Raw genomic sequence first — 25260 nt, 5'->3', positions numbered from 1 at the left:
ACACCTCACCCGGACGGCAGGGTGCGGTGGACCTCACATATCCAGGCCGAGGTCGAGAACCGCGACCGAGTGGGTGAGCCCGCCGACGGCGAGGAAGTCGACACCACAGCGCGCGTAGTCGGCGGCGACGTCCAGACCGAGGCCGCCACTGGACTCCAGCCGGGTGCGGGGCGAGATCGCGTTCCGCCGCTGCACGGCCATCTGCGTCTGCCAGACGGGGAAGTTGTCCAGCAGGACCAGGTCCACGCCCGAGTGGAGCATCTGGTCGAGCTGCTCCAGCGAGTCCACCTCGACCTCACAGGGCAGATCCGGGAACCGCTCGCGCACGGCGGCGAGCGCCGGGACCACCCCACCGGCTGCCACCACGTGGTTGTCCTTGACCAGGACGGCGTCCCCGAGGCCGAGGCGGTGGTTGACCCCGCCGCCGCAGCGGACGGCGTACTTCTGCAGCAGTCGCATGCCGGGCATCGTCTTGCGGGTGTCGCGCACGGCGCAGCCGGTGCCGCTGAGCTCGTCGGCCCACGCCCGGGTCGCGGTGGCCACCCCGGAGAGGTGGCACACGAGGTTGAGCAGGGTCCGCTCGGCGGTGAGCAGCCCGCGCGTCGGAGCGGTGATCTCGGCCACCACGTCGCCGGCCGAGACGCGGTCACCGTCTCTCGCGCGGAGCGTGACCGAGTGGTCGGCGCCCAGCACCTCGGTCAGGACCATCCCGATCAGCGGCAACCCGGCGACCACCCCGTCGGACCGGGTCGCGAGCCGTGCGGTGGCCCGGGAGTCCGCGGGCACGGTGGCCAGCGAGGTGGCATCCGGTCCGTACCGCAGGTCTTCCTCGAGGGCGCGCCTGATCGCGGTCAGCGCGTCGGCACGGGTGTCGGGGTCGAAGAGCTCGTCGTCGTCGCACCCGGATCCCGGCGAGCCCACGCCCGCGCCGGTCACTCCCCGGATCCCGGGTTGCCGATGGCGATCATCCGCTCGACGGACCCCCGCGCGGCCTCGGCCGTGGCGGGATCGACGTGCACCTCGTCGGCACCCTCGACGAGCGCGCGCAGCAGCGCGGCCGGGGTGATCATCTTCATGTAGGGGCAGCTGGCCTGGTCGTTGACCGGGAGGAAATCGATCTCCGGAGCCGCCTTGCGCAGCTGGTGGATCATCCCGATCTCGGTGGCCACCAGGACCTCGCGGGCACCCGAGGCGCGGGCGGCGTCGACCATCCCGCCGGTGGACAGGATCTTGACCTGGTCGGCCGGCACCGCACCCTCGGTGGCGAGGTGCAGCGCGCTCGTGGCGCAACCGCACTCGGGGTGGACGAACAGCTCGGCGCCCGGGTGGGCCTGCGACTTGGCGGTGAGCTGGTCACCGTTGATCGCGGCGTGGACGTGGCACTCGCCCGCCCACACGAGGACGTTGTCCCGGCCCGTCTTGCGTCGGACATGCGCGCCGAGGAACTGGTCGGGAAGGAACAACACCTCGCGCTCCGGGTCGATCGACTCGACCACCTCGACCGCGTTGGAGCTGGTGCAACAGATGTCCGTGAGGGCCTTCACCGCGGCGGTCGTGTTGACGTAGGAGACCACCACGGCATCGGGGTGCTCGGACTTCCACTCCGCCAACTGCTCGGCGGTGATGGAGTCGGCCAGCGAACATCCCGCCGCCTCGTCGGGGATGAGGACGGTCTTGTCCGGCGAGAGGATCTTGGCGGTCTCCGCCATGAAGTGGACGCCGCAGAAGATGATGGTCGACTGCTCGGCCTCCGCGGCGATGCGCGACAGGGCCAGGGAGTCCCCCACGTGGTGGGCGATGTCCTGGATCGCGGGGACCTCGTAGTTGTGGGCGAGGATCACCGCGTCGCGCTCGGCGGCGAGGCGGCGGATCTCGGCGGCCCACTCCGCGTCGGGCTCGACGCCCGTGTACACCGCGCCGTCGTGGCGGATTCTCGCGGCCAGCGGCGAGTCGAGCCGTCCGACGTTGGTGTCGGGCCGCGGCGCGACCGTGGTGCCGTGTCCTGTGGCAGTGCTCATCGCTGCCCCCTCCCGGGTCGGTTCTGTGGGCCGATACGCCACCGGCCCTGTTTTCGACTTACAATCGAAAACATGATGCAGTGTAACACCGGTCACGAGGTGCTCGTCGTGGTGACCCAGGTGCGACCGGCCCCCGGTGCCACCGCGCCCACACTCCACGTGATGCTCTGGCAGCACTCCCTGGGGCCCGCCGCCGGACGGTGGGCGCTGCCCGGCGGTGAGGTCCGCGACGACGAGGACCTGCCCGCCTCCGCCACCCGGCAGCTCGCCGAGAAGGTAGATGTGCGCTCGCTCAGTCACCTGGAATCGGTGGCGGAGTTCTCCGACCCCGGCCGCATCCCCGGCCGGCGCGTGTTCGCCTCCGGCTTCCTCGGCGTCCTCCCCAGCGACGCCGACCCGGCCATCCCCGACGACACGGCCTGGTTCCGGGTCGACCGACTCCCCGACACCGTCTACGACCACGCCGAGATCGTCGCCCGCGCCCGCGCCCGCCTCGCGGCCAAACTCTCCTACTCGACCCTGGGGTTCGCCCTGGCGCCCGTGGAGTTCACGCTGTCGTATCTCGCTCAGCTCTACGGCGCCGCCCTGGGGCATCCTGTGGACCCGACCAACCTGCAGAGGGTACTCACCAGGCGGGGCGAGCTGGTGCGCTGCGGACGAAGCGCGCCACCGGGGCCCTCGGGGGGTCGTCCCGCCGCGCTGTACCGCTTCTCCGAGCGCAGGTTGCGGATCACCGACCAGTTCGCGACCCTCCGGCCGCCTGTCGACCCCGCCGCCGAGAACCGCGTGTAGAGCTCAGGCGAGCCGGCCCGGCGCAGCCGACTCCGGCGGCGCTCCGGCGACCCCGTCCAGCAACTCCGGCGAGTGGCTGAAGTGGGCCAGCACCGCGACGGTGAAGGCACCGATCATCGCGCCGAAGACCAGCCATCCGGCCCCGGGCGGAAACCAGTCCCACGACGGCCCCGATGTCCCGTAGATCATCCGGTCGAAGAACAGCGCCCCCGCCGCAGGAGACTGCGCCACCACCGATCCGTACGGTGCGTCCTCCGCGGGCGGCGCCAGGAGCGCGGCGAGCGGCGACGCGGCCGCCGCGGCGAACGCGCACGTCAGCCCCGGGAGCAGCACGAGGAAGGGGACACCGCCAGGCCTGCGCAGACCCGGGTGGCGGTGCCACAGGACCACCACGGCGCACACCACAGCCGCGCCGAGAAGGACGATGAGCATCAGGAGCTGGCTGCCGCCGTCCGTCCCGGACTCCGGGAGCCGCACCCCCCTTCCGCCGCCCACCGAGAGCAACTCCGAGCGGGGTGCCGCCACGATCCACACCAGCAGCGCGACGACGGCCGGACCGATGACTCCCGACAGGGTCCCCACGGCGCGGATCGGCGGCGAGCTGAGCATGGGCCGGACTGTACCAACGCGGGCGCCGTCGACCGTCTGTGGTGTAATCGGACGCGGCTCCGCCATGCTCTTCGGTGCGCGCGCCCGTAGAGTCGGGGCGCCCGCACAGACCGGACGACCCGTCAGGATGTACTCGCCAGTGGCCACCAGCACTCCGATCTCGCCTGCTCGCCGCCGGCGCGGGAAGATGGCCTACCGGCACGACATCGACGGTCTCCGCGGGCTGGCCATCGCACTGGTCGTGGTGTTCCACATCTGGATGGGCCGCGTCTCCGGCGGCGTCGATGTGTTCCTCACCCTCTCCGGGTTCTTCTTCCTGGGATCGCTCCTGCGCGGCGCCTCGGACGGGCGCACGGCGCTCAACCCGATCCCCCATCTCACGCGACTGGTCCGTCGGCTGTACCCGGCGCTCGTGGTCACGGTCGCCGCGACCGTCGTGGGGACGATCCTCATCAAGCCCCCTACGCAGTGGTCGGCGATCTTCGAACAGACCCTCGCCTCGCTGCTGTACTACCAGAACTGGGAACTCGCGCTCACCTCCCAGGACTACGCCGCGGCCGACGCCACCATCTCGCCGCTGCAGCACCTGTGGTCCATGTCGGTGCAGGGGCAGTTCTATCTCGTCGCCCTCACCGTCGTCCTGGGCCTGACCGCGATGTGGCGGCTCGCCGGGCGAGCCGGCACGCCCAAGTGGATGCTCCTCGGAGTGGTGGCCGCGGGTACCGCGGCCTCGGTGTGGTGGTCCGCCTACGGTCAGGCCGTCAACCAGCCCTGGAACTACTACGACACCGGCGCCCGGATGTGGGAACTCCTCGTCGGAGGTCTCGTGGCGATCCTGCTGGCGGGGATCGTGCTGCCGTGGCCGTTGCGCATGCTCAGCACCGTCGCCGGGCTGGCGCTGATCGTGAGCTGCGGCTTCGTCATCGACGGCGCCGCCTACTTCCCCGGGCCCCTGGCCTGGTATCCGATCGGCGGGGCCCTGCTGATCATCCTCGGCGGCAACCTCCCCGAGGGTGAGCGCGCGACACCGCGGAGGGACCCGGTCACCTGGCTGCTGTCCGCGCGGGTGTTCCGCCGCCTGGGCGACATCTCGTACTCCCTGTACCTGTGGCACTGGCCGCTGCTCATCCTCTGGCTCTCCTACGACCGGCAGGCCGAGATCACGCTGGCGTCGGGGTTGGTGATCGTCGCGGTCTCCGTGGTGCTCGCCCTGCTGACCGAGAAGTACGTCGAGCGACCGCTGCGTATGGCCAGCCGGGCACGCAGCCGGACCACCCCCGCTGCCCAGAAGCGTGACTCGCTCCGTAAGGGGGCCGGTCGTAACGCGCGCGATCAGCGTCGCTTCGTCCAGGCCACCGCACTCGTCGTGGTGGCCGCGGTGGCCAGCCTCGGCACGGTCGGATGGTGGTCCGCCACGTCCGCCTCGCGCTCGGCCGTGCCCTATGTCGACTCCCTCACCGACCCGGACCACCCCGGTGCACGCGCCTTCTTCGACGACATCCCGGTCCCCGAGGACGCCGACTACGTCCCCTCGCTGCTGCAGGTGGCCAACGACCTGCCTGTGAGCACCCTGGACGGCTGCATCTCGAACTTCGAATCCGCCGAGGTGCAGATGTGTGTGTACGGCGACGTCACCGCACCGCGCACCATCGCACTGGTGGGTGGCTCACACGCCGAGCACTGGATCAGCGGCCTCGACGAGGTCGGGCGCCACTACGGCTTCCGAGTAGTCACGGTGCTCAAGATGGGGTGTCCGCTGACCCTGGACGCCTCGGTGTCCGACAGCGACGAGTTGTTGTACGAGAGCTGTGCCGAGTGGACGCCCGCCGCCCTGGCCGCCCTCGTCGGCCTGGCACCCGACTTCGTGTTCACCACCGCCACCCGGCCGGTGGGGGTCGTGGGTCCGGACGTCACCCCGCGTCAGTACGTGGACCTGTGGCGCGCACTCGACCAACAGGGCATCGGCGTGATCGCCGTCCGGGACACCCCGTGGCTCAACCAGGGTCGCGGCCCGATCCGGGCCGGGGACTGTCTGGGAGACGGCGGCACCCCCGAGGAGTGCGGGATGCCCCGGGAGCGGTCCATCGCACCGATCAACCCGGCCGGGCTCGCCGGGGCCGGGATCGACTCGGTCCGACTGATCGACCTCACCGACGGCCTGTGCGACCCGGCGAACTGCCCGGTCGTTGTGGGCAACGTGATCGTCTACCACGATTCCCACCACCTCTCGGGGTCGTGGGTGCGGTCCGCGTCGGGCGAACTGGCCCGGCAGATGGGGCCCGCGACCGGCTGGTGGTGACCGCCGGGGGCCCGGCACAGCGGCACCCGCCCCGATACGCACTACTGTTGGGCCTTGTGACCAACGACGACGCGCAGCAGTCCGCCCCAGAGCTCATCCGTGCCTGGCCTGGTACCGCCTTCCCCCTCGGTGCCACGTATGACGGAACCGGCACCAATTTCGCGCTGTTCTCCGAGGTGGCCGAGCGCGTCGACCTGTGCCTGATCGACCGGGACGGCGGTGAACAGTGCGTCGAGCTCACCGAGGTCGACGGGCACATCTGGCACTGCTACCTGTTCGGGGTGACCCCGGGGCAACGTTACGGTTTCCGGGTGCACGGGCCGTACGAGCCCGAGAACGGTCTGCGCTGCGACCCCTCCAAGCTGCTGCTCGACCCGTACGGCAAGGCGTTCGACGGAAAGTTCGACGGCCACCCGAGCCTGCACAGCTACGACCTGGACGACCCGGGCCGACGAAACACCGAGGACTCCCTCGGTCACACCATGACCACCGTCGTGATCAACCCCTACTTCGACTGGGGCAACGACCGCGCGCCCCGGCACGAGTACCACAACACCGTGATCTACGAGGCGCACGTCAAGGGCATGACCGCCACGCACCCCGACATCCCGGCGGAGATGCGCGGCACCTACGCCGGCATGACCCACCCGGCGATCATCGACTACCTGACCGACCTCGGCGTCACCGCGATCGAGTTGATGCCGGTGCACCAGTTCATGCAGGACCAGCGGTTGATCGACATGGGACTGCGGAACTACTGGGGATACAACAGCTTCGGCTTCCTGGCCCCGCACAACGAGTACGCCTTCGCGGAGAAGCCCGGCGACGCGGTGAGCGAGTTCAAGGCCATGGTCAAGGCGTTCCACGACGCCAACATCGAGGTGATCCTCGACGTGGTCTACAACCACACCGCGGAGGGTAACCACATGGGACCCACCATCGCCTTCCGCGGGATCGACAACCAGGCCTACTACCGCCTGGTCGAGGGCGACGAACAGCACTACATGGACTACACGGGCACCGGGAACACGCTCAACGTCCGGCATCCCCACTCACTGCAGCTCATCATGGACTCACTGCGGTACTGGGTCCTGGACATGCACGTCGACGGGTTCCGGTTCGACCTCGCCTCCGCGCTGGCCAGGGGGCTGCACGACGTCGACCGATTGTCCTCGTTCTTCGATCTCGTCCAGCAGGACCCGGTGGTCAGCCAGGTCAAGCTGATCGCCGAGCCGTGGGACGTCGGCGAGGGCGGCTACCAGGTGGGCAACTTCCCGCCGCTGTGGACGGAGTGGAACGGGCAGTTCCGCGACACCGTCCGCGACTTCTGGCGTGGCGAGCCCGCCACTCTCGGCGAATTCGCCTCCCGCCTGACCGGTTCCTCGGACCTGTACGAGAACACCGGACGTCGCCCCACCGCGTCGATCAACTTCGTCACCGCCCACGACGGCTTCACCCTCAACGACCTGGTCAGCTACAACGAGAAGCACAACGAGGCCAACGGCGAGGACGGCAACGACGGCGAGAGCCACAACCGCTCCTGGAACTGCGGGGTCGAGGGTCCCACCGATGACCCCGAGGTGCTGCGCCTGCGCCACCGGCAGCGGCGCAACATGCTGACCACCCTGATCCTCTCGCAGGGCACGCCGATGATCGCCCACGGTGACGAGATCGCCCGCACGCAGGGCGGAAACAACAACGTGTACTGCCAGGACAACGAGATCGCCTGGATGAGCTGGGACCTCGACGAGGAGAAGGAAGACCTCCTCGAGTTCACCCGCACCCTGGTCCGACTGCGGAAGGACCATCCGGTGTTCCGCCGGCGACGGTTCTTCGGCACGGTGCTCCGCGACGACGAGGACCCCCAGGACATCGCCTGGTTCAGCCCCGACGGCTCGGAGATGACCCACAAGGACTGGGACTCCGGCTTCGGCAAGTCCCTGGCCGTCTATCTCAACGGCGAGGGCATCCACGAACCCGACGAGCGTGGCCAGCGGATCGTCGACGACTCGTTCCTCCTGCTGTTCAACGCCCACCACGAGCCGATCGAGTTCTCGTTGCTGGGGTCCGAGTACGCCGAGAGCTGGGAGGTCGTCCTGGACACCGCGGTCCACCTCGAGGAGCGCGAGGGCGAACTGAGCTCGGACGAGTCGATCACCGTGGCCGACCGCGGCACGATCGTGCTGCGCAAGGTCTCCTGACCGTGGCCACCGCGGATCTGACCGGGGCCGGGCCGCTGCGCAGGGGTGCGGCCCTGGCGAGCACCTACCGCATTCAACTGCGGACGCCCGCCTCCGACCCGGACGGCCGCGGTTTCGTCCTGGCCGACGTCGAGGACCTGGTCCCCTACCTCGCCGACCTCGGCGTGGGATCGGTGTACCTGTCGCCGATCCTCGAGGCCACCCCGGGATCGACCCACGGGTACGACGTGGTGGACCCGACCACGGTGGCAGCGGAACTCGGCGGGATCAGCGCCCTGCGGTCGCTGCGGGCCGCCTGCCGCGAGCACGAGCTCGGCCTGGTGGTGGACATCGTCCCCAACCACCTGGGCGTGGACCGTCCGGCATCGAACCGCTGGTGGTGGGACGCGTTGCGCCGGGGCCCGGAGTCGCCCTACTTCTCGTATTTCGACTTCGACACCGAACCCGGCAACGGGGCGGACGGCCGGATAGCGATCCCGGTGTTGGGTTCACCGGACGACGTCGCCGACCTCGTCGTCGTCGCCCCCACCGACCCGGACACCGACACCGACGGCTCCGATCCGGACGGTGCGGAGACCGAGCTGCACTTCTACGACCATCGCTTCCCGGTGGCCCCCGGCACCGGGGACGGGACCGCCCAGCAGGTGCACGACCGCCAGCACTACCGACTGGTCCACTGGCGGGAGCCGCTCCTGGGCTACCGGCGGTTCTTCACCGTGACCGGGCTGGCCGGGCTGCGCCAGGAGGACCCCGCGGTCTTCGACGCCACCCACGCCGAGGTGCGCCGCTGGTGCGAGGAGGACCTGGTCGACGGCATCCGGGTCGACCACCCCGACGGGCTCGCCGACCCGGTGGGCTACACGCGGCGTCTCCGCGAGCTGGCCGGCGACGACCGCTGGCTGCTGGTGGAGAAGATCCTCGCTCCCGCCGAGGTGCTCGAGCCCGCCATGCCCGTCGACGGGACGACCGGCTACGACGCCCTCCGGCTGATCGACCAGATGCTGGTGGACCACAGCGGGCAGGCGCGGTTGACCGAACTGGCCTCCCGGTACTGCGGTGGCCCCGGCGATGAGGAGCAGGTCCACGAGCAGTCCGCCCGTCTCAAGCGCCAGATCGTCCTGGAGGACCTCGCCCCCGAGCTGGGACGGCTCACCCGCGCGGTGCGGCGCGAGGCCGCCCTCGGCAGGGAGCCGAGTGACGTGACGGGTGATGACGACGGCGAGGACGCCCTGCTCCGCGAGGCACTGGTCGCGGTGATCGAGCGCACGCCCGCCTACCGCGCCGACTATCCCGTCCTCCGCGGGACCCTGCCGGCGATACTGGACGACCTGCACCGCGACCGCCCCGACCTGGCTCCCTCACTGGGTCTCGTGGCCGGGGCTCTGGCCCGTGGGGCCGAGGCCTCGATCCGATTGGCGCAGGTGACCGGCGCGGCCACCGCCAAGGCCGAGGAGGACCGGTTGTTCTACCGGCTCGGCCGGCTGGTCTCGCTCAACGAGGTCGGCGGCTCGCCGGGCCGCATGGGCATGCCGGTGGAGGCGTTCCACCTCGCGATGGCCGAGCGCGCGCTCGCCACTCCGCTGGCCATGACGGCGCTCAGCACCCACGACACCAAGCGGGGCGAGGACGTCCGCGCCCGGATCTCGGTGCTCTCCCAGCTGCCCGACGAGTGGGCGGATCTGGTCTCCGAGGTGTTCCGGACGTACCCCCCGCCCGCCGAGGACGCGGGCTACTTCCTGCTCCAGGTGATCGTGGGAGTGTGGCCGGAGCACGACGAGCCCGCCGACGGCCTGCGATCCCGCCTGCACGACTACGCCGAGAAGGCCCTGCGTGAGGCGGCCGTGCACACCACCTGGACCGATCAGGACGCGGACTTCGAATCCGCGGCCCACCGGTGGATCGACACCCTCCTCGACTCGGGCGGGGCGCTGCTCGCCCCCTTCGTCAGCCGGATCGCCCCCGCCGGACGGGACAACTCGCTGATCGCCAAGGCGACGCAGCTGCTGTCCCCCGGCGTCCCCGACGTCTACCAGGGCACGGAGGTGTGGGAGGACTCGCTGGTCGACCCTGACAACCGCCGGTTCGTGGACTACGAGCCCCTACGGTCCGGCGCGGTGGCCCACAGCGGGCACCCCAAGTTCGCGCTGGTCCGTGAGGCACTGCGGCTCCGGCGTGCGCACCCGGCGGAGATGGCGGCCGGCGCGCACGTTCCGCTTCCGGTGCGGGGTCCCGCCGCCGCCGACGTGGTGGCGTTCACCAGGCTCGTCGACGGTCGTGCCGCGGTCGGCATGATCGCCAGGCGGCGCACCGCGGTGGTCGGGGCCGGCGAGTTCGGCGGCACCGAGGTCCTGCTCCCGGAGGGCACCTGGGCGGTACGCCCGGACGGCTCGTCGGTCTCGGGCCGGGTGGACGTCGGCGACCTGCTGAACGGGTCGCCGGTCGTGATGATCGTCCGCGAGGACGACTGAGCTCCCGGGTCCGCGCCGACTCGCGGTGGCGGTCCGGCTGCGGATCGGCCCTACCCGCGGCCCTGGAGGCGGTCGGTCTCGCGTCGCTCACGCTTGGTGGGCCGCCCCGCTCCCCTGTCCCGCCGGGGCTGTGAGGCCAGGACCTCCCTGGGCGGAGGCGGTGGCGAGTGATCGATATAGCAGGTCACGGCCACGGGGGCGCCCACCCGTTTGTTGACCGTCCGGACGACCTCGAGGACGCGGATCCGACCGAGCGTGCCGGTCACCTGGACGCGATCTCCGGGCACGACACCCTTCGACGGTGGCACCGCCTCCCCGTTGACCTTGACGTGCCCGCCGCGGCAGGCGGCCGCCGCCTTGGTCCGCGACGGGAACAGCCGCACCGACCACGTCCACGCGTCCACCCGCACTGCCATAGGGCGAGGATAGCGAGACCGGTCGTCGCTAACCGGTCGGGACACCGTCACCGGGTGGCTGCGCGGCGGCCAACCGGGCCTCGACCTCCCGCGCCGCCCGGAGCAGTCCGTCGGGGCCGAGAACGCGGAACCCGGCGTCGAATCGCACGACCGCGGCGATCACGCCCACCCATGACCACGACCCGAGCGACACCCGGGTGGAGTGCGCCGACAGCGCCTCGACCTCGCCGTCGTGCACCCAGCGGGCCACGTCGGCCACGGGGAGGTCGATCTCGACCTCCCCGACGCACGGCCACCCGTCGTCGTGGCCGGACCCCTTCGATCGGCTCGCGAGGAATCCCGTCGCGGTGCCGGTCGGGATCCCCCTGGCCTCGAAGGCGGGCCCGGTGGGTGTTCGCGGGGTCATGCGGTCCAGCCGGAACGTGCGCCAGTCGTCCCTGTCCAGATCCCACGCCACCAGGTACCAGCGTCCGTTCCGGGCCACCACCCCGTGCGGTTGGGTCCGCCGGGACGGGGCATCGGGGTCGCGGTATCCGAAGCGCAGGGTCATCCTCTTCCGGACGGCCTCGCTGACGGCCTCCACGACGTCGGGGGCGACACCGGAGGAGTCGACGCCGGCGGGGTGGGGTGTGCCCTCGAACCGGATCCCGTCGATCCGGTGCCGCAACCGTGAGGGCATCACCTGCCGTACCGTCGCCAGCGCGCGGTGCGCGGCATCACCCATCTCGACGCCCGTGGCGGCCGCGAGACGCAGGGCGATGGCGATCGCGACCGCCTGCTCGTCGTCGAACCGCAGCGGCGGCAACTCCGTCCCCGACTCCATCCGGTACCCGCCGTCGGGCCCCTTCACCGCCTGGATCCGGTACCCCAACTCGCGGAGACGGTCCACATCACGACGCACGGTGCGGGTCGTCACCTCCAGGCGCTGCGCCAACTCCTCACCCCGCCAACTCCTCGGGGACTGCAGGAGGGAGAGCAACGCCAGTGTCCGCTCGGGAGCTCCGCTCATGCTCCCATTCTCGCGGAGAAGAGGACATGGGGTGTCCTCACGTGGCGACACACTCGATCCAGCGGCAGATCGCCGCGGAGTCGGTACCACCCTGAGGGAGTCACCATGTCAGTCACCACCACCACACATCTCAACCTGCCGGGCACCGCACGGGAGGCGCTCGCGCACTACCGGAGCGTCTTCGGCGGCGAGGTCCACATCACGACCTACGGCGATCTCGGAATGCCCCAGGACGCCCCGGACGCCGGGAAGGTGGTCTTCGGCCGCGTCATCGCGGACAGCGGTTTCAGCGTGATGGCCTACGACGTCCCCGGACGCCACGAGCCCTTCGGTGGTCTCACGACCCGCCGGAACGGCATGACGGTGACCGATCAGCCGTTCTTCGTCTCCGTCAACGTCAGCACCCTGGGTGAGGCGGAGGGGTACTGGAGCGCCCTCGCCGAGGGTGCGACGGTCATCGAGGCCCTCGCGGCGTCCGCGTGGAGCGCCGGCTTCGGGATGCTGACGGACCGGTTCGGCGTCACCTGGAGCGTGGACGTGGCCGGCACCCCGGCGGGCTGACTGGACCGCGGCCACTCGGCTGCAGGAAGGATCCGGCCGGGGCTCGGGACGGGCCCCGGCCGGGGGCCGCGCGCCCCCGTGCGAGACTGACATCACAGTTCCGCACGACCTCCTGGAGGGCCCATGACCGACGCCGCCGCCACGCTCGAGCGGATCCTCGACGACCGCTACAGCTGCCGAGGGTTCACGTCCGACCCCGTTCCCGAGGAGACGATCGACCGGATCCTGCAGATGGCCCAGCGCACGGCATCCTGGTGCAACTCGCAGGCCTGGCAGGTCGACCTGGTGACCGGACAGGCGACCGCCGAGTTCGGCAGGCATCTCACGGAGTACGTGTTGGCCAACGGGATGCGCTCGGACCTGCCGGCACCCGAGCGCTACGAGGGCGTGTACGGCGAACGGCGGCGGGCCAGCGGTTACGGCCTCTACACCGCGCTGGGCATCGAGCGCTCGGACAAGGAGGCACGGCTGACGCAGATGCTGGAGAACTACCGGTTCTTCGGCGCACCGCACGTCGCGGTGATCACCTCGGACGCGGGCCTGGGCACCTACGGCGCGGTGGACTGCGGTGGCTATGTGGCGACGTTCCTGGCGGCGGCGTCCTCGCTGGGCGTGGCCACCTGCGCCCAGGCCGCGCTCGCGCTCTACTCGGACGGTGTCCGCGAGCACCTTGGGATCGGTGAGGACCGGCTGATCGTGTGCGGGATCGCCTTCGGCTACGCCGACCCCGAGCACCCCGCCAACACCTTCCGGGCCGATCGGGCGGATCTCACCGACGTGGTCCGCCGCCACGGCTGACCGGGGACGCACGGCGGTACCGGCCGCCCCCCGGTCACTCCGGTTGTCGTCAGTACAGCTCGCGCTTCTTGGGCTTCCCCGAGATGGCCTGGCGCACCTGGTTGCCTTTGTAGATCGCCACGATCCCGGCGAGAATCGCCACCACGGTGAAGAACGAGCTGGCGAACAACGCGATCGGCAGCGCCACCACGGTCACGCCCAGCGCGATCGCCGTGGTGCGCGCATCCTTGCGCACCTGCTGCTTCTGGACCTCGATCGAGTTCGGTTGGTAGGGCTGCATGCTCATACCGTCAGGATTCCACATCTCGACGTCGCGCCGCGTTCTCGGTGGTCGCCACCCCTGCGGGCTGCCACTCGACGCCACCGGAGGTCCGGGTCGCCAGGATCGGCCCCAGCACCTCGAGGTCCCCGGCCACGGTCAACGCCACCCGACGGCCGTAGTCCACGCCGAGCACCCGCGCCCCCGCCCCGCGGACGGCTCCCTCGAGGCCTCCCGCCAGTGAGTGGTCGACCTCGGCACGCCACGCCGGGGTCCGCGTGACCTCCACGACCCGAGCCGTCCGCCACGCCTCGTCGAGGGCGGCCGCCACCGCGGAGCCGTACGCCCGGACCAGGCCGCCCGTGCCCAACCGGGTGCCACCGAACCACCGCACGACCACCGCACCCACTCCTGTCACCCCGCTGCCGCGCAGGACCTCCAGCATGGGGGTGCCGGCGGTTCCGGAGGGTTCGCCGTCGTCGTTCGAGCGCTCGATCCGGCTCGACCCCGGCACGTCCACCAGGAAGGCGCTGCAGTGGTGGCGCGCGTCCGGATGGGCACGGCGGAGGTCGGCGATCAGGTCGCGGGCGGCCTCCTCGTCGTCGCACCTCCTCAGCACGGCGAGGAACCTCGAGCGCTTCTCCTCGTACTCACCGGTGACGTCCGGGCCGGCGGACAGCCTGAGCACACGTGTCCCGGGGTCGGTCATGGGACCAGTATCGCCGCCCCACCCCCGGTGGTTTTCCCTACCCTGGGGATGTGACCTTCCCGAGCAGTGACACGTTCTCCGTCTGGGCGCCGACAGCCGAGGCCGTCGGCCTGGTCCTGGACTCCGCCGACGCCGATCCGATCGCCATGCACCGCACCGCCGACGGCTGGTGGTCCTCGACCGTCGTCCGGGAGCAGGGCAGGGACTACGGGTTCGTGGTGACGGGCGACGACGGCGAGGTGGGCGACGCGCGTCCCGACCCGCGTTCGGCTCGTCAGCCCGATGGCGTACACGGGCTCTCGCGGGTGCACCGGGTGGACGAGACGCGCTGGACCGACTCGGCGTGGACGGGTCGGCAGCTGGCCGGGTCAGTGCTGTACGAGATGCACGTGGGCACCTTCTCCCCCGGTGGCACCCTGACCAGCGCGATCGAGCACCTCGACGACCTGGTGGAGCTGGGCGTGGACATGGTCGAAGTGATGCCCGTCAACGGGTTCAACGGCGAGTACGGCTGGGGCTATGACGGAGTTGCGTGGTTCGCCGTGCACGAGCCGTACGGAGGGCCGGACGCGTTCCAGCAGTTCGTGGACGCCTGCCACGCGCGCGGGCTGGGAGTGTGTCTGGACGTGGTCTACAACCACCTCGGGCCGTCGGGGAACTACCTGCCGGAATTCGGCCCGTATCTGTCCGCCGCCGACGGACCGTGGGGATCGGGGCTCAACCTCGACGGCCCCCACTCGGGCGAGGTGCGCCGGTACATCATCGACAACGCACTGCGCTGGTTCGACGAGTTCCACGTGGACGCCCTGCGGCTGGACGCGGTACACGCCCTCCACGACGCCTCCGCCGTGCACCTGCTCGAGCAGTTGGCGGTGGAGGTCGAGTCCCTCTCCGCCCACCTCGGCCGACCGTTGTCGCTGATCGCGGAGTCGGACCAGAACGACCCCCGGCTGGTCACCGCGCGTGAGGGCGGTGGCCTGGGCCTCACCGGCCAGTGGGACGACGACGTGCACCACGCCGTCCACGCAGCGGTCTCCGGCGAACGCCAGGGTTACTACTCGGACTTCGGCTCGCTCGAGGTGTTGCGACAGGTCCTCACCGGGGCGTTCCTCCACGCCGGGACGTGGTCGGCGTTCCGGGGTCGGGTCCACGGCCGCCCGCTGGACGTGGGACGGGTACCGGGCAGCCGGTTCGTGGCGTACACGCTCACCCACGACCAGGTGGGCAACCGCGCCGCGGGTGACCGGCCGTCGGTGAACCTCACCCCGGCGCAGCAGCTGGCCAAGGCCGCGATCGTCCTGTGCTCACCCTTCACCCCGATGCTGTTCCAGGGCGAGGAATGGGGCGCCCGCACCCCGTTCTGCTTCTTCACCTCGCACCCCGAGCCCGAGCTCGCCGACGCCGTGCGCCGCGGCCGGACCCGCGAGTTCGCCGAGATGGGATGGGACCCGGCCACGGTGGCCGACCCCCAGGACCCGGAGACGTTCCGGCGGTCGGTGCTGGACCGGTCCGAGCAGACGGAGGACCAGCACGCCGAGATCCTCCGGGGATACCGCGCGCTCATCGCCCTCCGGCGGGCCGAGCCCGAGCTGACCGATCCGTGGCTCGGGTCCGTGCGCGTGCGGTGCGGGGTCGAGGCCGACGACGGCCGCTGGCTGATCGTCCACCGCGGATCGCTCGCGCTGGTGGTGAACCTGGGAACGGAGCCGACCAGGGTGCCGGTGGCCGGTGAGGCGGTGCTGACCTCGGGGGCGGTGGTGGACGACGACTCGGTCTTCTGTCAGGCGTTCGGGTTCGCGGTGGTGCGCACCCGCCTCGTCACCGGGTAGGCGGGGCTCAGGTCAGGTACTCGTACGCCGCGGTGCCGGGCTCGAGCCGCTCGCAGTCGATCCGGGAGGCGTCCATGCGCTCGAGCAGGGAGTGCAGGCCCGTGGCGGAGCCGAGCTCGATGCCCACGAGGGCGGCCCCGTACTCGCGGTTGTTGCGCTTGAGGTACTCGAACTGCGTGATGTCGTCCTCCGGACCCAGCACCTCGTCCAGGAATCGACGCAGTTGGCCGGGCTCCTGCGGGAACTTGACCAGGAAGTAGTGCTTGAGCCCCTGGTGCACCAACGAGCGTTCGATGATCTCGCTGTACCGGGAGACGTCGTTGTTGCCGCCCGAAATGATGCAGACGACCGTCGCGCCCTCCTCGATCTCGAGCTGCTCCAGTGCCGTGACCGCCAGCGCGCCGGCGGGCTCGGAGATGATCCCCTCGTTCTGGTACAGCTCCAGCATCGCCGTGCACACCGCGCCCTCGTCCACGGTGAGGACCTGGATCCGCTCTGTCATCGACGAGATCACCCCGAACGGGAAGTCCCCGAGCCTGGCCACCGAGGCACCGTCGACGAAGGTGTCCACGGTGTCGAGGGTGACCGGCTCACCCGCCTCCAGAGCGCGGGTCAGAGACGGGGCTCCCGCGGGCTCCACGGCGATGATCTTGCAGTCGGGTGCGTACTCCGCCAGGTAGGTGGCGAGTCCGCCCACCAGCCCGCCGCCGCCGACCGGTACCACCACCGCGTCGGGGACCCGGTCGAGCTGCGCGAGGATCTCCGCCGCGATGGTTCCCTGACCGGCCATGGTGTCCGGGTGGTCGAACGGCGGGACCATCGTGGCCCCGGTCCGCTCGGCGTCGGCGCGGGCTGCGGTCTGGGCCGCGTCGAAGTTGACGCCGGTGACGACCAGCTCAACCCAGTTGCGTCCGTGGGCGAGGATCCGGTCCCGCTTCTGCTTGGGGGTGTTGGTGGGGACGTAGATCCGACCGTTGATCCCGAGGCTCCGGCAGGCGAAGGCGACGCCCTGGGCATGGTTGCCCGCGCTCGCCGTCACCACGCCCGCGCTGCGCTCGTCACCGGTCAACTGCGACATCAGGTTGTACGCGCCACGGATCTTGTACGACCGGACCGCCTGCTGGTCCTCGCGCTTGAGCAGGATGGTCGCGCCGGTCTGCTCGCTCAACCGCTCGCTCTGGTGCAGTTCGCTCGCGAGGATCACGTCGCCGATGCGGCGGGCGGCGATGTCGATGTCGTCGGGGGTCACAACCTGGGTCGCGGCGGAATCGGTGACGGTCACGACGACCAGTGTCCCACCGTGCGGTCCGTCACCGCCAACTGGTCATCCGGTGAGACAACCCGGCCCGAGCAGCGCTTTGAGATCCCCCATGAGCGAGGACGACGTCTCGACCCGCAGATGGTCGTCCAGTCGCAACACCGTCGAGGAACTCCCGTTGACCAGCCGCAGGTGGACGTCGGAGGGTCCGGGGTGTCGGCCGAGCACCTGTTTGAGGGCGGTGACGGTCTCGATGGTGCACATCCGGGTGGGCAGGGTCAGCGCCAGCGGGGCGCCGTTGCCGCCGACGACCAGGTCCGGCACCTCGAGGGTGTCGCCGAACACCGACACCCGGTCCTCGCGGATGTTGATGCGCGCCTTGACCAGGACGACCGCGTCCTCGGCGATGTCGAGCGCGGCGAGCCGGTACGTCTTGGGGAAGAAGAGCACCTCGACGCTTCCGTTGAAGTCCTCGATGGTCACGATCGCCCACGGTTCGCCGTTCTTGTTTACCCGCCGGTCCACGCCGGAGATGATCCCGCCGATGGTCACCGCGGTGCCGTGCGCGAGCTCGCCCTCGTGGATCGTCGCGATCGACGTGTCGGTCTTGGCGGCGAGCGCGGACTCCAGACCGTCGAGCGGGTGGCCCGAGACGTAGAGACCGAGCATCTCCCGCTCGAGCGCCAGCTTCTGCTTGATCTCCCATTCCTCGTCGGGGACGCGGACCGCGAAGACGTCGCTGAAGGCGGAGGCGCCTCCCGACTCGTCCGCGTCCGCCCCGCCGAAGAGGTCGAACTGGCCCACCGCCTCGGCCTTCTTGGTGGACATCACCGACTCGACGGCGTCGGCGTGCACCAGGAACAGTCCCTTGCGGGGGTGCCCCAGGGAGTCGAACGCCCCGGCCTTGATCAGCGACTCCGTGACCTTCTTTGTGCACGCGGTCTGGTCGATCTTGGCCAGGTAGTCGGAGAAATCGGTGAACGCCCCCTTCTCCGTGCGGGCGGCCACGACGGAGTCCACGACGTGCGAACCGACGTTGCGGACCGCACCCATACCGAACCGGATGTCCGTGCCCACCGAGGCGAAGTTGGTGAGCGACTCGTTGACGGACGGCGGCAGGACCCGGATCCCCATCTGCCGGCAGTTGGACAGGTACAGCGCGGCCTTGTCCTTGTCGTCACCCACGGAGGTGAGCAGGGCGGCCATGTACTCCGCCGGATAGTTGGCCTTGAGGTAACCCGTCCAGAAGGACACCAGCCCGTAGCCGGCCGCATGGGACTTGTTGAACGCGTACGAGGCGAACGGCTCGATGGTCCCCCATAGGGCGTCCACGGCCTCCTTGGAGAAACCGCGCTCGAACATGCCGCCCGAGAACTTCTCGTACTCGGCGGCGAGGACCTCCGCCTTCTTCTTGCCCATGGCCTTGCGGAACCCGTCGGCCTCACCGGCGGTGTATCCCGCGAGCTCGCGGGAGATGGCCATGATCTGCTCCTGGTACACGATCAGACCGTGGGTCTCACCGAGGATCACCCGCAGCGGCTCCTCCAGCTCCGGGTGGATCGGCACCAGTTCCTGCTTGCCGTTCTTCCGGTCGGCGTAGTTCCAGTGCGTCCCCATCCCCATGGGGCCGGGTCGGTACAGCGCGAGGGCTGCCACGATGTCGTTGAAGCCGGTCGGCTTCATGCGCTTGAGCAGCTCACGCATGCCACCGGAGTCCAGCTGGAACACACCGAGGGTGTCACCGCTGGCCAGCAGGTCGTAGGTCGCCTGGTCGTCGGTGCTGAGCGTGTCGAGGTCGATCTCCTCACCGCGGTTGGACTTGATGTTCTCCAGGCAGTCCCCGATCACCGTGAGGTTGCGCAGACCCAGGAAGTCCATCTTGAGCAGGCCGATGTCCTCACACGAGGGGTAGTCCCACCCGGTGATCAGGGCGCCGTCCTGCGCGCGCTTCCACATGGGGATCACGTCGAGCAGCGGCTCGGAGGACATGATCACCGCGCACGCGTGGACCCCCGCCTGCCGGACCATGCCCTCGAGTCCGCGGGCCGTGTCGTAGATCCGCTTGACGTCCGGGTCGGTCTCGATGAGCTGGCGGACCTCCGAGGCCTCGCCGTACCGCTCGTGCTTGGGGTCGGTGATGCCCGACAGGGGGATGTCCTTGGCCATGACCGCCGGCGGCAGGGCCTTGGTGATCCGGTCGGCGATCGCGTAGCCGGGTTGGCCGAAGTTCACGCGCGCGGCGTCCTTGATGGCCGCCTTGGTCTTGATGGTGCCGAACGTGATGACCTGGGCGATCTTGTCGGCGCCCCACTTGTCGCTGGCGTAGCGGATCATCTCGCCGCGGCGACGGTCGTCGAAGTCGATATCGATATCCGGGGCGGACGGGCGCTCCGGATTGAGGAACCGCTCGAACAGCAGGCCGTGCTCGATCGGGTCGATGTTGGTGATCTTGAGCGCGTACGCCACCAGCGCACCCGCCGCGGACCCTCGACCCGGTCCGACCTTGATCCCGATGGAGCGGGCGTACTCGATGAGGTCACCGACCACGAGGAAGTACCCGGGGTACCCCTTGCCCTTGATCACCTCGAGCTCGAACGCCGCGCGGTCCAGGTACTCCTGCGGAACCCCCGCGGGGAAACGCCACTCGAGGCCCTTGTGGACTTCCCGGGCGAGCCAGGTGTCCTCCGTCTCGCCGTCGGGAACGGGGAACTTGGGCATCCGGTCCTTCGGCGCCCAGATCTCGTCGTACGGCTGGACGCGTTCGGCGATCCACAGCGTGTTGTCGCACCCGCCGGGGACCTCGGAGTCCCACTGGGCGCGCATCTCGGCCGCGGACTTGAGGAAGTACCCGTCGCCGTCGAACTTGAAGCGGTTCTCGTCGGCGAGGGTCTTGCCGGTCTGCACGCACAGCATCGCCTCGTGCGCGTGGGACTGCTCGCGGGTGACGTAGTGGCAGTCGTTGGTCACCAGCGGCGGCATGCCCATGTCCCTGCCGAGCTTGAGCAGGTCCTCACGGACCCGCCGCTCGATGTCGATCCCGTGGTCCATGAGCTCCAGGAAGAAGTTGTCCTTCCCGAAGATCGACTGCCACTTCTCGGCCGCCTCGTAGGCCTCCTTGTGGTGGCCCAGGCGCAGTCGGGTCTGGATCTCGCCGGAGGGGCACCCGGAGGTGGCGATGATCCCCTCGGAGTGCTCGGCCAGGATCTCGGCGTCCATCCGGGCCCACTTGCCCAGCTGTCCCTCGTAGGAGGCCAGCGAGGACAGCAGGAACAGGTTGCGCAGGCCGGTCGCGTTCTCGGCGACCATGGTCATGTGGGTGTAGGCGCCCGAACCCGCGACGTCGTCGCCCTTCTGGTGCTTCTCACCCCACAGCACGCGCTTCTTGTTGAACCTCGACTCGGGTGCGACGTACGCCTCGATGCCGATGATCGGCTTGATCCCGGTCTTGACGGCCTGCTTGTAGAAGTCCGAGGACCCGTACATGTTGCCGTGGTCGGTCATGCCCACCGCGGGCATCCCGAGCCTGGAGGCCTCGGCGAACATCGGGTTGATCTGCGCCATCCCGTCGAGCATCGAGAACTCGGTGTGATTGTGCAGATGCACGAACTGGGATCCGCCCACGCAGCATTCCTCCTACGGCTTGTCCGGCCCAGTGTAGGTCGGTTATCCGACACGACCCGAAACGCCAGCACGCGTCGAGCGGCGTGACCGTCCCGCCAGCGTGAACGCGATCACCGCCACCCAGATCAACGCGAAGCCCGTCCACTGGACGGAGTCCAGTCGCTCCCCGACCACCAGGATCCCCCAGGCCATCTGCAGGACCGGGATGATGTACTGCAGCATCCCGACGGTGGCCAGGGGGATCCGCTGGGCGGCCACGGCGAACAACAGCAACGGCACCACGGTCACCAGCCCAGAGGTGGCGAGCAACGCCGCGTGCCCCACCCCGTGGCCGGTGAACGTGCCCGCGCCGGTCGCGCCCAGCCACACCAGGACGGCGAGCGCGACCGGTGCGATCATGAGTACCTCCCCGGTCATCCCCACCACCGGGTCCGCGCGGAGCGTCTTCTTGAATACCCCGTAGAGCCCGAAACTCGTCGCCAGGAGAACCGAGAGGTACGGGAAGTGCCCGTACCCCACGGTGAGAACCCCCACCGCGACGACGGCGAGGGCCACCGCGAGCACCTGGGGGCGGTTCAGCCGTTCGCGGAAGACCAGGACTCCCAGGAGCACGCTCACCAGGGGGTTGATCGTATATCCCAGTGCCGCCTCGGTGACCCGCTCGGAGTTGACCGTGTGGACGTACACACCCCAGTTCACGGTGATGAACGCGGCGGCGCCGGCGATCCGCGCCCACGAGAGGCGGTCGAGCGCCCACAGCTCCCGCCACCGGCGCATGACGGTGAGCACCAGCGCCATGATCACCAGCGACCACACGATGCGGTGGCCCACGATCTCGACCGCGCCGGCGGGCTCGAGCATCGGGAAGAACGCGGGGAAGAAGCCCCAGAGCGTGTATGCCAGGACCCCGGCGAGCATCCCGAGTGCCACCGACCGGTCGGCGGGATCCCGCCCGCGGAGCTCCCCACCCCGCTCGGTCATCCGCACCACCCCGGCACCCGCGCGCTCACGCCGACGGCACGGGCGCGTCGTCGGGCAGGGGGAACGCGGCGTCGACCTGCTGGGGCTGGAGCGGGCGGACCGCGAAGCGCTCCCACACCGCGTCGGCGGGGAGGGCCTCGACCGCCCGCACCCCCGGTTGTCCGGCCACTGTCCGGAGCTGCGCCGGGGTGCCCCGGGCGAGCAGACCGATGATCGCCGGTGCCCCGGATCGGATCCGCGACACGGTGAGCGCGGCGGTCGCGTCCGCGCGGTCGGCGTCGGGTGGGGCCTGGGCCCCGGGGCCGACGGGGCGGCCGCCGCGCAGACGCTCCACCACGTCGCGGACCCCGCGGTCGAACACCTGCTCGCGGCCCGACTCCCCCGCCACCGGCTCGGCCAGCGTCACCCCGGTCACCGGCATCGCGACGCCCTCGACCGGAACCTGGACGTAGAGCCCCGAGACGCGCGGCAGCTCCCGGACCACGCCGGACGCCTCGGGCACGGTCCACGCCCGGCCGGCGGTCACGAGGGCCCAGCGGAGGTCGTCCGCCCCGGTGGCGGGGTTCTCGCCGTCGTCACCCAGGGATTTCACGGCACGCGCCAGGTAGTCGTCGACCGGTTCGCCGTTCTCGGGGCCGAGCGCGTCGCTCATCACCCCCGGGCTGCGCGGGAGCTCGGTGCGCAGCGCGGTGAGGATGGCGACCAACGCCAGGACGATCACCACCCCGACGCCCGCGATCCTGAGAACCCGCAGGCCGGCCGAGCGGGGAGTCGTCCGACCGGCGCCCGCGGGGCTGCTCACGCCGCGCGGAGGGCGTCCAGCGCGTGCTGGAGGTCATCGGGGTACGAGCTCGCGAAGTCCACGCGCTCACCGGTGCCCGGGTGGTCGAACCCGAGCCCCACCGCGTGGAGCCATTGGCGCTCCAGCCCGAGCCGCCTGGCCAGCACCGGATCGGCGCCGTAGGTCAGGTCGCCCGCACACGGGTGGTGGAGGGCCGAGAAGTGCACCCGGATCTGGTGGGTGCGCCCGGTCTCCAGTTTCACCTCGACCAGCGTCGCGGCCTGGTGCGCCTCGAGCGTGTCGTAGTGGGTGATCGAGTGCTTGCCGTCGGAGGTGACCGCGAACCGCCAGTCGTTGGAGGTGTGGCGGCCGATGGGGGCGTCGATCGTCCCGGACAGCGGATCGGGGTGTCCCTGGACCAGCGCGTGATAGGTCTTGTCGACCGTGCGGTCGCGGAACGCCCGCTTGAGGAGCGTGTACGCGCGCTCGGAGGCCGCCACCACCATCAGGCCGGAGGTGCCCACGTCGAGGCGGTGGACGATGCCCTTGCGCTCCGGCGGCCCCGAGGTGGAGATGCGGTACCCGGCGGCCGCGAGCCCCCCGATCACGGTGGGGCCGGTCCAGCCCACGGAGGGGTGGGCGGCCACGCCGACGGGCTTGTCGACGACGACGAGATCGGCGTCGGAGTAGATGACCGCCATCCCCTCCACCGGCTCGGCGACCACTGCCGGTTCGGCCCGCGGATCGGGCATCTCGACCTCGATCCACGACATCCCGGTGAGCTTGTCGGACTTGCCCACGGCCCGGCCGTCGATCAGCACCTTGCCCTCGCCGGCGAGGTCGGCGACCGCGGTCCGCGAGATCCCGAGCAGGCGGGAGACGCCCGCGTCGACCCGCATCCCGTCGAGACCGTCCGGGACGGGGAAGGTGCGGAGCTCACCCATGCGATCCGCCCACGGGGCCGCTGCCGTCCTCGCCGTCACGACGCTCCGTCACGGCGTCCTTCTCCACCAGCCCACGCTTCTCCTCCAGCGCCCGCGATCCGTCGACCTCCACTCCCTTGAACACCGCGATGGCCACCACGATCACACCGACGACCAGACTCGAGTCGGCGACGTTGAAGACCGGCCACCAGCCCACCGAGACGAAGTCCACCACGTGTCCACGCAGCACCCCGGGCGAGCGGAGGTACCGGTCGACGAGGTTCCCTGCCGCACCACCCAGGATCAACCCGAGTCCCCACGCCCACCACAGCGAGTGGACCCGGCGCGAGAACCACAGCAATCCCAGCACGACCAGGGTCGCCACGATGCTCAGGACGACGGTCGAGCCGGTCCCCATCGAGAAGGCCGCCCCGGGGTTGCGCAGGAGGAGCAGTCGAACGGTGTCGCCGACGATCCGGATCGGGTCCTGTCCCTCGAGTCCCCACACCGCCAGGGCCTTGGTCACCTGGTCCGCCGTGATGATCACCCCGGCGATCAGCAGCATGACCACCGGCCCCGCCCTGAAATGGCCGGCACCGGCGCCGCCGGGCGTCGTCCCCGTCGCGTCGGACCGCGTCCCGTTGGTCTCCGTCATGCGGTCCAGTATCCCTGATCCCCCGGCGGGGCCGGGTGGCCCGGTGGGTGGACCCTCTAGGCTCGGGGGTCGTGAACCCCCGAACACCCCGTGCCTCCGGCCCGTCCCGACCCACGCGAGTGGGTCGCCGGCTCCTCGTCACCGCACTGGTCGCTGCGCTCGTGGCCTCCGCGGCCGCGTGCTCGGACGGCGGGGACTCCCCCACAGATTCGGCGGTCGGCGCGCAGGAGGACCAGGCCCTGGAACCGGCGGTGGAGGTGGACCCCGGCCCCGCCCCGACGGTCGAACTCCTCGACGAGGGCTCCGGGGACCTGAGGGTGTTGGCCTACGCCCCCTCGCGTGAGCCCGTGACCGTCGCCGTCACCAGGTCGGCAACGGCTCGCACGACCGTGCCGGGCTCGGAGCCGAGGATCGACGAGACCCCCGAGCAGACGCTGACCGTCGAGGGCCTGTCGGAACCGGATGTCGACGGCGCCCAGCGGGCCACCGTCACGGCTCGGGACTTCACCTCCGTGGACGAGCTCCGCACAGCCCAGTTCGCCACCGCTCCCGGCTTCGCGGTCACCTGGACCCGCAGCGCCGACGGCATCGTCCGCGGCCTCTCGCTGGAGGCCCCGGCCACCGCGACGGATGCCGCGCGCGCGGGCGTGGAGATCACGGCGAACGCCGTGTCCGACGCGACCGTCGCGTGGCCGACGGAGGCGATCGGGGTGGGTGCCCGGTGGACCGTCACCCGGGTCGTCGACGACGCGGTGGCGCCGGAACGGGCCGTCACCTACGAGCTGACCGCCCTCGACGGCGACGTGGCGACCGTGACCCTGGAGGTCGGGGCGCCCGACACCGCCGCGACCCTCAACGCCCCGGCACCCGACGGGGGCCCGGGCGTCACGCTGGAGGTCGAGGCGTACGAGGTCACGGGGTCGGGAGAGCTCACGGTGGACCTCCGGGCACCGCTGCCCGTCGACGGAACGACCGAGTCCTCGACGCGGGCCGTGTACGTGGACCCGGATTCGGGCCGACGCACGACCTACGACGAGGACTCGGTGCTGGACTTCCGCGGCGCGGGCTAGAAC

General features: G+C 70.6%; 21 protein-coding genes. 8 read left to right on the top strand and 13 right to left on the bottom strand.

What is annotated here, in order from left to right:
• Positions 1-33: 33 nt before the first annotated feature.
• Positions 34-921: a carboxylating nicotinate-nucleotide diphosphorylase gene (nadC, locus tag ABIE38_RS03045; protein WP_502914708.1), complete on the bottom strand. Its 888-nt coding sequence runs from the start codon at positions 919-921 to the stop codon at positions 34-36.
• A gap of 11 nt (positions 922-932) precedes the next feature.
• Entirely contained in the window at positions 933-2018 is a 1086-nt protein-coding gene (nadA, locus tag ABIE38_RS03040) for a quinolinate synthase NadA (protein WP_354053946.1), read from the bottom strand.
• 72 nt (positions 2019-2090) lie between these two features.
• Here nadA and ABIE38_RS03035 point away from each other — a divergent pair, with 72 nt between their 5' ends.
• Positions 2091-2810 carry an NUDIX hydrolase gene (locus ABIE38_RS03035; RefSeq protein ID WP_354053945.1) on the top strand — a complete coding sequence of 240 codons (720 nt, stop codon included), beginning with the start codon at positions 2091-2093 and terminating at the stop codon, positions 2808-2810.
• A gap of 3 nt (positions 2811-2813) precedes the next feature.
• On the opposite strand, the gene ABIE38_RS03030 is transcribed toward ABIE38_RS03035, so the two are convergent.
• Positions 2814-3419, bottom strand: coding sequence for a hypothetical protein (locus ABIE38_RS03030; protein WP_354053944.1), 606 nt, complete (start codon positions 3417-3419; stop codon positions 2814-2816).
• 139 nt (positions 3420-3558) lie between these two features.
• Here ABIE38_RS03030 and ABIE38_RS03025 point away from each other — a divergent pair, with 139 nt between their 5' ends.
• From ABIE38_RS03025 to treY, 3 genes are read left to right on the top strand one after another with little or no spacing between them, the layout of a single operon-like run.
• Positions 3559-5718 (top strand): acyltransferase family protein, encoded by a 2160-nt coding sequence (locus tag ABIE38_RS03025; protein WP_354053943.1) that lies wholly within the window; start codon positions 3559-3561, stop codon positions 5716-5718.
• A gap of 56 nt (positions 5719-5774) precedes the next feature.
• The gene (gene glgX, locus ABIE38_RS03020) at positions 5775-7919 is read left to right on the top strand and encodes a glycogen debranching protein GlgX (protein WP_354053942.1); all 2145 of its coding nucleotides are present in this window, start codon (positions 5775-5777) and stop codon (positions 7917-7919) included.
• A gap of 2 nt (positions 7920-7921) precedes the next feature.
• Positions 7922-10387, top strand: a complete 2466-nt coding sequence (gene treY / locus ABIE38_RS03015) for a malto-oligosyltrehalose synthase (RefSeq protein WP_354053941.1) — start codon at positions 7922-7924, stop codon at positions 10385-10387.
• 50 nt (positions 10388-10437) lie between these two features.
• On the opposite strand, the gene ABIE38_RS03010 is transcribed toward treY, so the two are convergent.
• Complete coding sequence (locus ABIE38_RS03010) at positions 10438-10803, bottom strand: RNA-binding S4 domain-containing protein (RefSeq protein WP_354053940.1); 366 nt, start codon at positions 10801-10803, stop codon at positions 10438-10440.
• Positions 10804-10831: 28 nt separating this feature from the next.
• On the bottom strand, positions 10832-11812 hold the full coding sequence (locus ABIE38_RS03005; RefSeq protein ID WP_354053939.1) for a helix-turn-helix transcriptional regulator: 981 nt from the start codon (positions 11810-11812) through the stop codon (positions 10832-10834).
• Between the two features lie 105 nt (positions 11813-11917).
• Between ABIE38_RS03005 and ABIE38_RS03000 the strand changes: the two genes are divergently transcribed.
• Entirely contained in the window at positions 11918-12373 is a 456-nt protein-coding gene (locus ABIE38_RS03000) for a VOC family protein (protein WP_354053938.1), read from the top strand.
• A 123-nt stretch (positions 12374-12496) separates the two neighbouring features.
• The gene (locus ABIE38_RS02995; RefSeq protein WP_354053937.1) at positions 12497-13171 is read left to right on the top strand and encodes a nitroreductase; all 675 of its coding nucleotides are present in this window, start codon (positions 12497-12499) and stop codon (positions 13169-13171) included.
• A gap of 49 nt (positions 13172-13220) precedes the next feature.
• On the opposite strand, the gene ABIE38_RS02990 is transcribed toward ABIE38_RS02995, so the two are convergent.
• Positions 13221-13457, bottom strand: coding sequence for a hypothetical protein (locus tag ABIE38_RS02990; RefSeq protein WP_182637816.1), 237 nt, complete (start codon positions 13455-13457; stop codon positions 13221-13223).
• Between the two features lie 4 nt (positions 13458-13461).
• The gene (locus ABIE38_RS02985) at positions 13462-14139 is read right to left on the bottom strand and encodes an IMPACT family protein (protein WP_354053936.1); all 678 of its coding nucleotides are present in this window, start codon (positions 14137-14139) and stop codon (positions 13462-13464) included.
• A gap of 50 nt (positions 14140-14189) precedes the next feature.
• On the opposite strand from ABIE38_RS02985, the gene treZ reads away from it, so the two are divergent.
• Positions 14190-15968: a malto-oligosyltrehalose trehalohydrolase gene (treZ, locus tag ABIE38_RS02980; RefSeq protein WP_354053935.1), complete on the top strand. Its 1779-nt coding sequence runs from the start codon at positions 14190-14192 to the stop codon at positions 15966-15968.
• Between the two features lie 7 nt (positions 15969-15975).
• On the opposite strand, the gene ilvA is transcribed toward treZ, so the two are convergent.
• From ilvA to lspA, 6 genes are read right to left on the bottom strand one after another with little or no spacing between them, the layout of a single operon-like run.
• Positions 15976-17250, bottom strand: a complete 1275-nt coding sequence (gene ilvA, locus ABIE38_RS02975) for a threonine ammonia-lyase IlvA (RefSeq protein ID WP_354053934.1) — start codon at positions 17248-17250, stop codon at positions 15976-15978.
• Positions 17251-17292: 42 nt separating this feature from the next.
• Positions 17293-20847 carry a DNA polymerase III subunit alpha gene (gene dnaE, locus ABIE38_RS02970; RefSeq protein WP_354053933.1) on the bottom strand — a complete coding sequence of 1185 codons (3555 nt, stop codon included), beginning with the start codon at positions 20845-20847 and terminating at the stop codon, positions 17293-17295.
• 42 nt (positions 20848-20889) lie between these two features.
• On the bottom strand, positions 20890-21828 hold the full coding sequence (gene rarD / locus ABIE38_RS02965; protein ID WP_354053932.1) for an EamA family transporter RarD: 939 nt from the start codon (positions 21826-21828) through the stop codon (positions 20890-20892).
• Positions 21829-21853: 25 nt separating this feature from the next.
• A complete protein-coding gene (locus ABIE38_RS02960) occupies positions 21854-22630 on the bottom strand; it encodes a hypothetical protein (protein WP_354053931.1) in 777 nt (258 codons plus the stop codon).
• A complete protein-coding gene (locus ABIE38_RS02955) occupies positions 22627-23553 on the bottom strand; it encodes an RluA family pseudouridine synthase (protein WP_179526215.1) in 927 nt (308 codons plus the stop codon). The genes ABIE38_RS02960 and ABIE38_RS02955 overlap by 4 nt, the downstream gene beginning before the upstream one ends.
• A complete protein-coding gene (lspA, locus tag ABIE38_RS02950; RefSeq protein ID WP_354053930.1) occupies positions 23546-24187 on the bottom strand; it encodes a signal peptidase II in 642 nt (213 codons plus the stop codon). The genes ABIE38_RS02955 and lspA overlap by 8 nt, the downstream gene beginning before the upstream one ends.
• Positions 24188-24258: 71 nt before the next feature.
• Here lspA and ABIE38_RS02945 point away from each other — a divergent pair, with 71 nt between their 5' ends.
• The gene (locus ABIE38_RS02945) at positions 24259-25257 is read left to right on the top strand and encodes a hypothetical protein (protein ID WP_354053929.1); all 999 of its coding nucleotides are present in this window, start codon (positions 24259-24261) and stop codon (positions 25255-25257) included.
• Positions 25258-25260: the final 3 nt, after the last annotated feature.

The sequence above is a fragment of the Dietzia sp. 2505 genome (assembly GCF_040546785.1).
Taxonomy (GTDB): domain Bacteria; phylum Actinomycetota; class Actinomycetes; order Mycobacteriales; family Mycobacteriaceae; genus Dietzia.
This window is presented reverse-complemented; position numbering and strand designations above follow the sequence as displayed.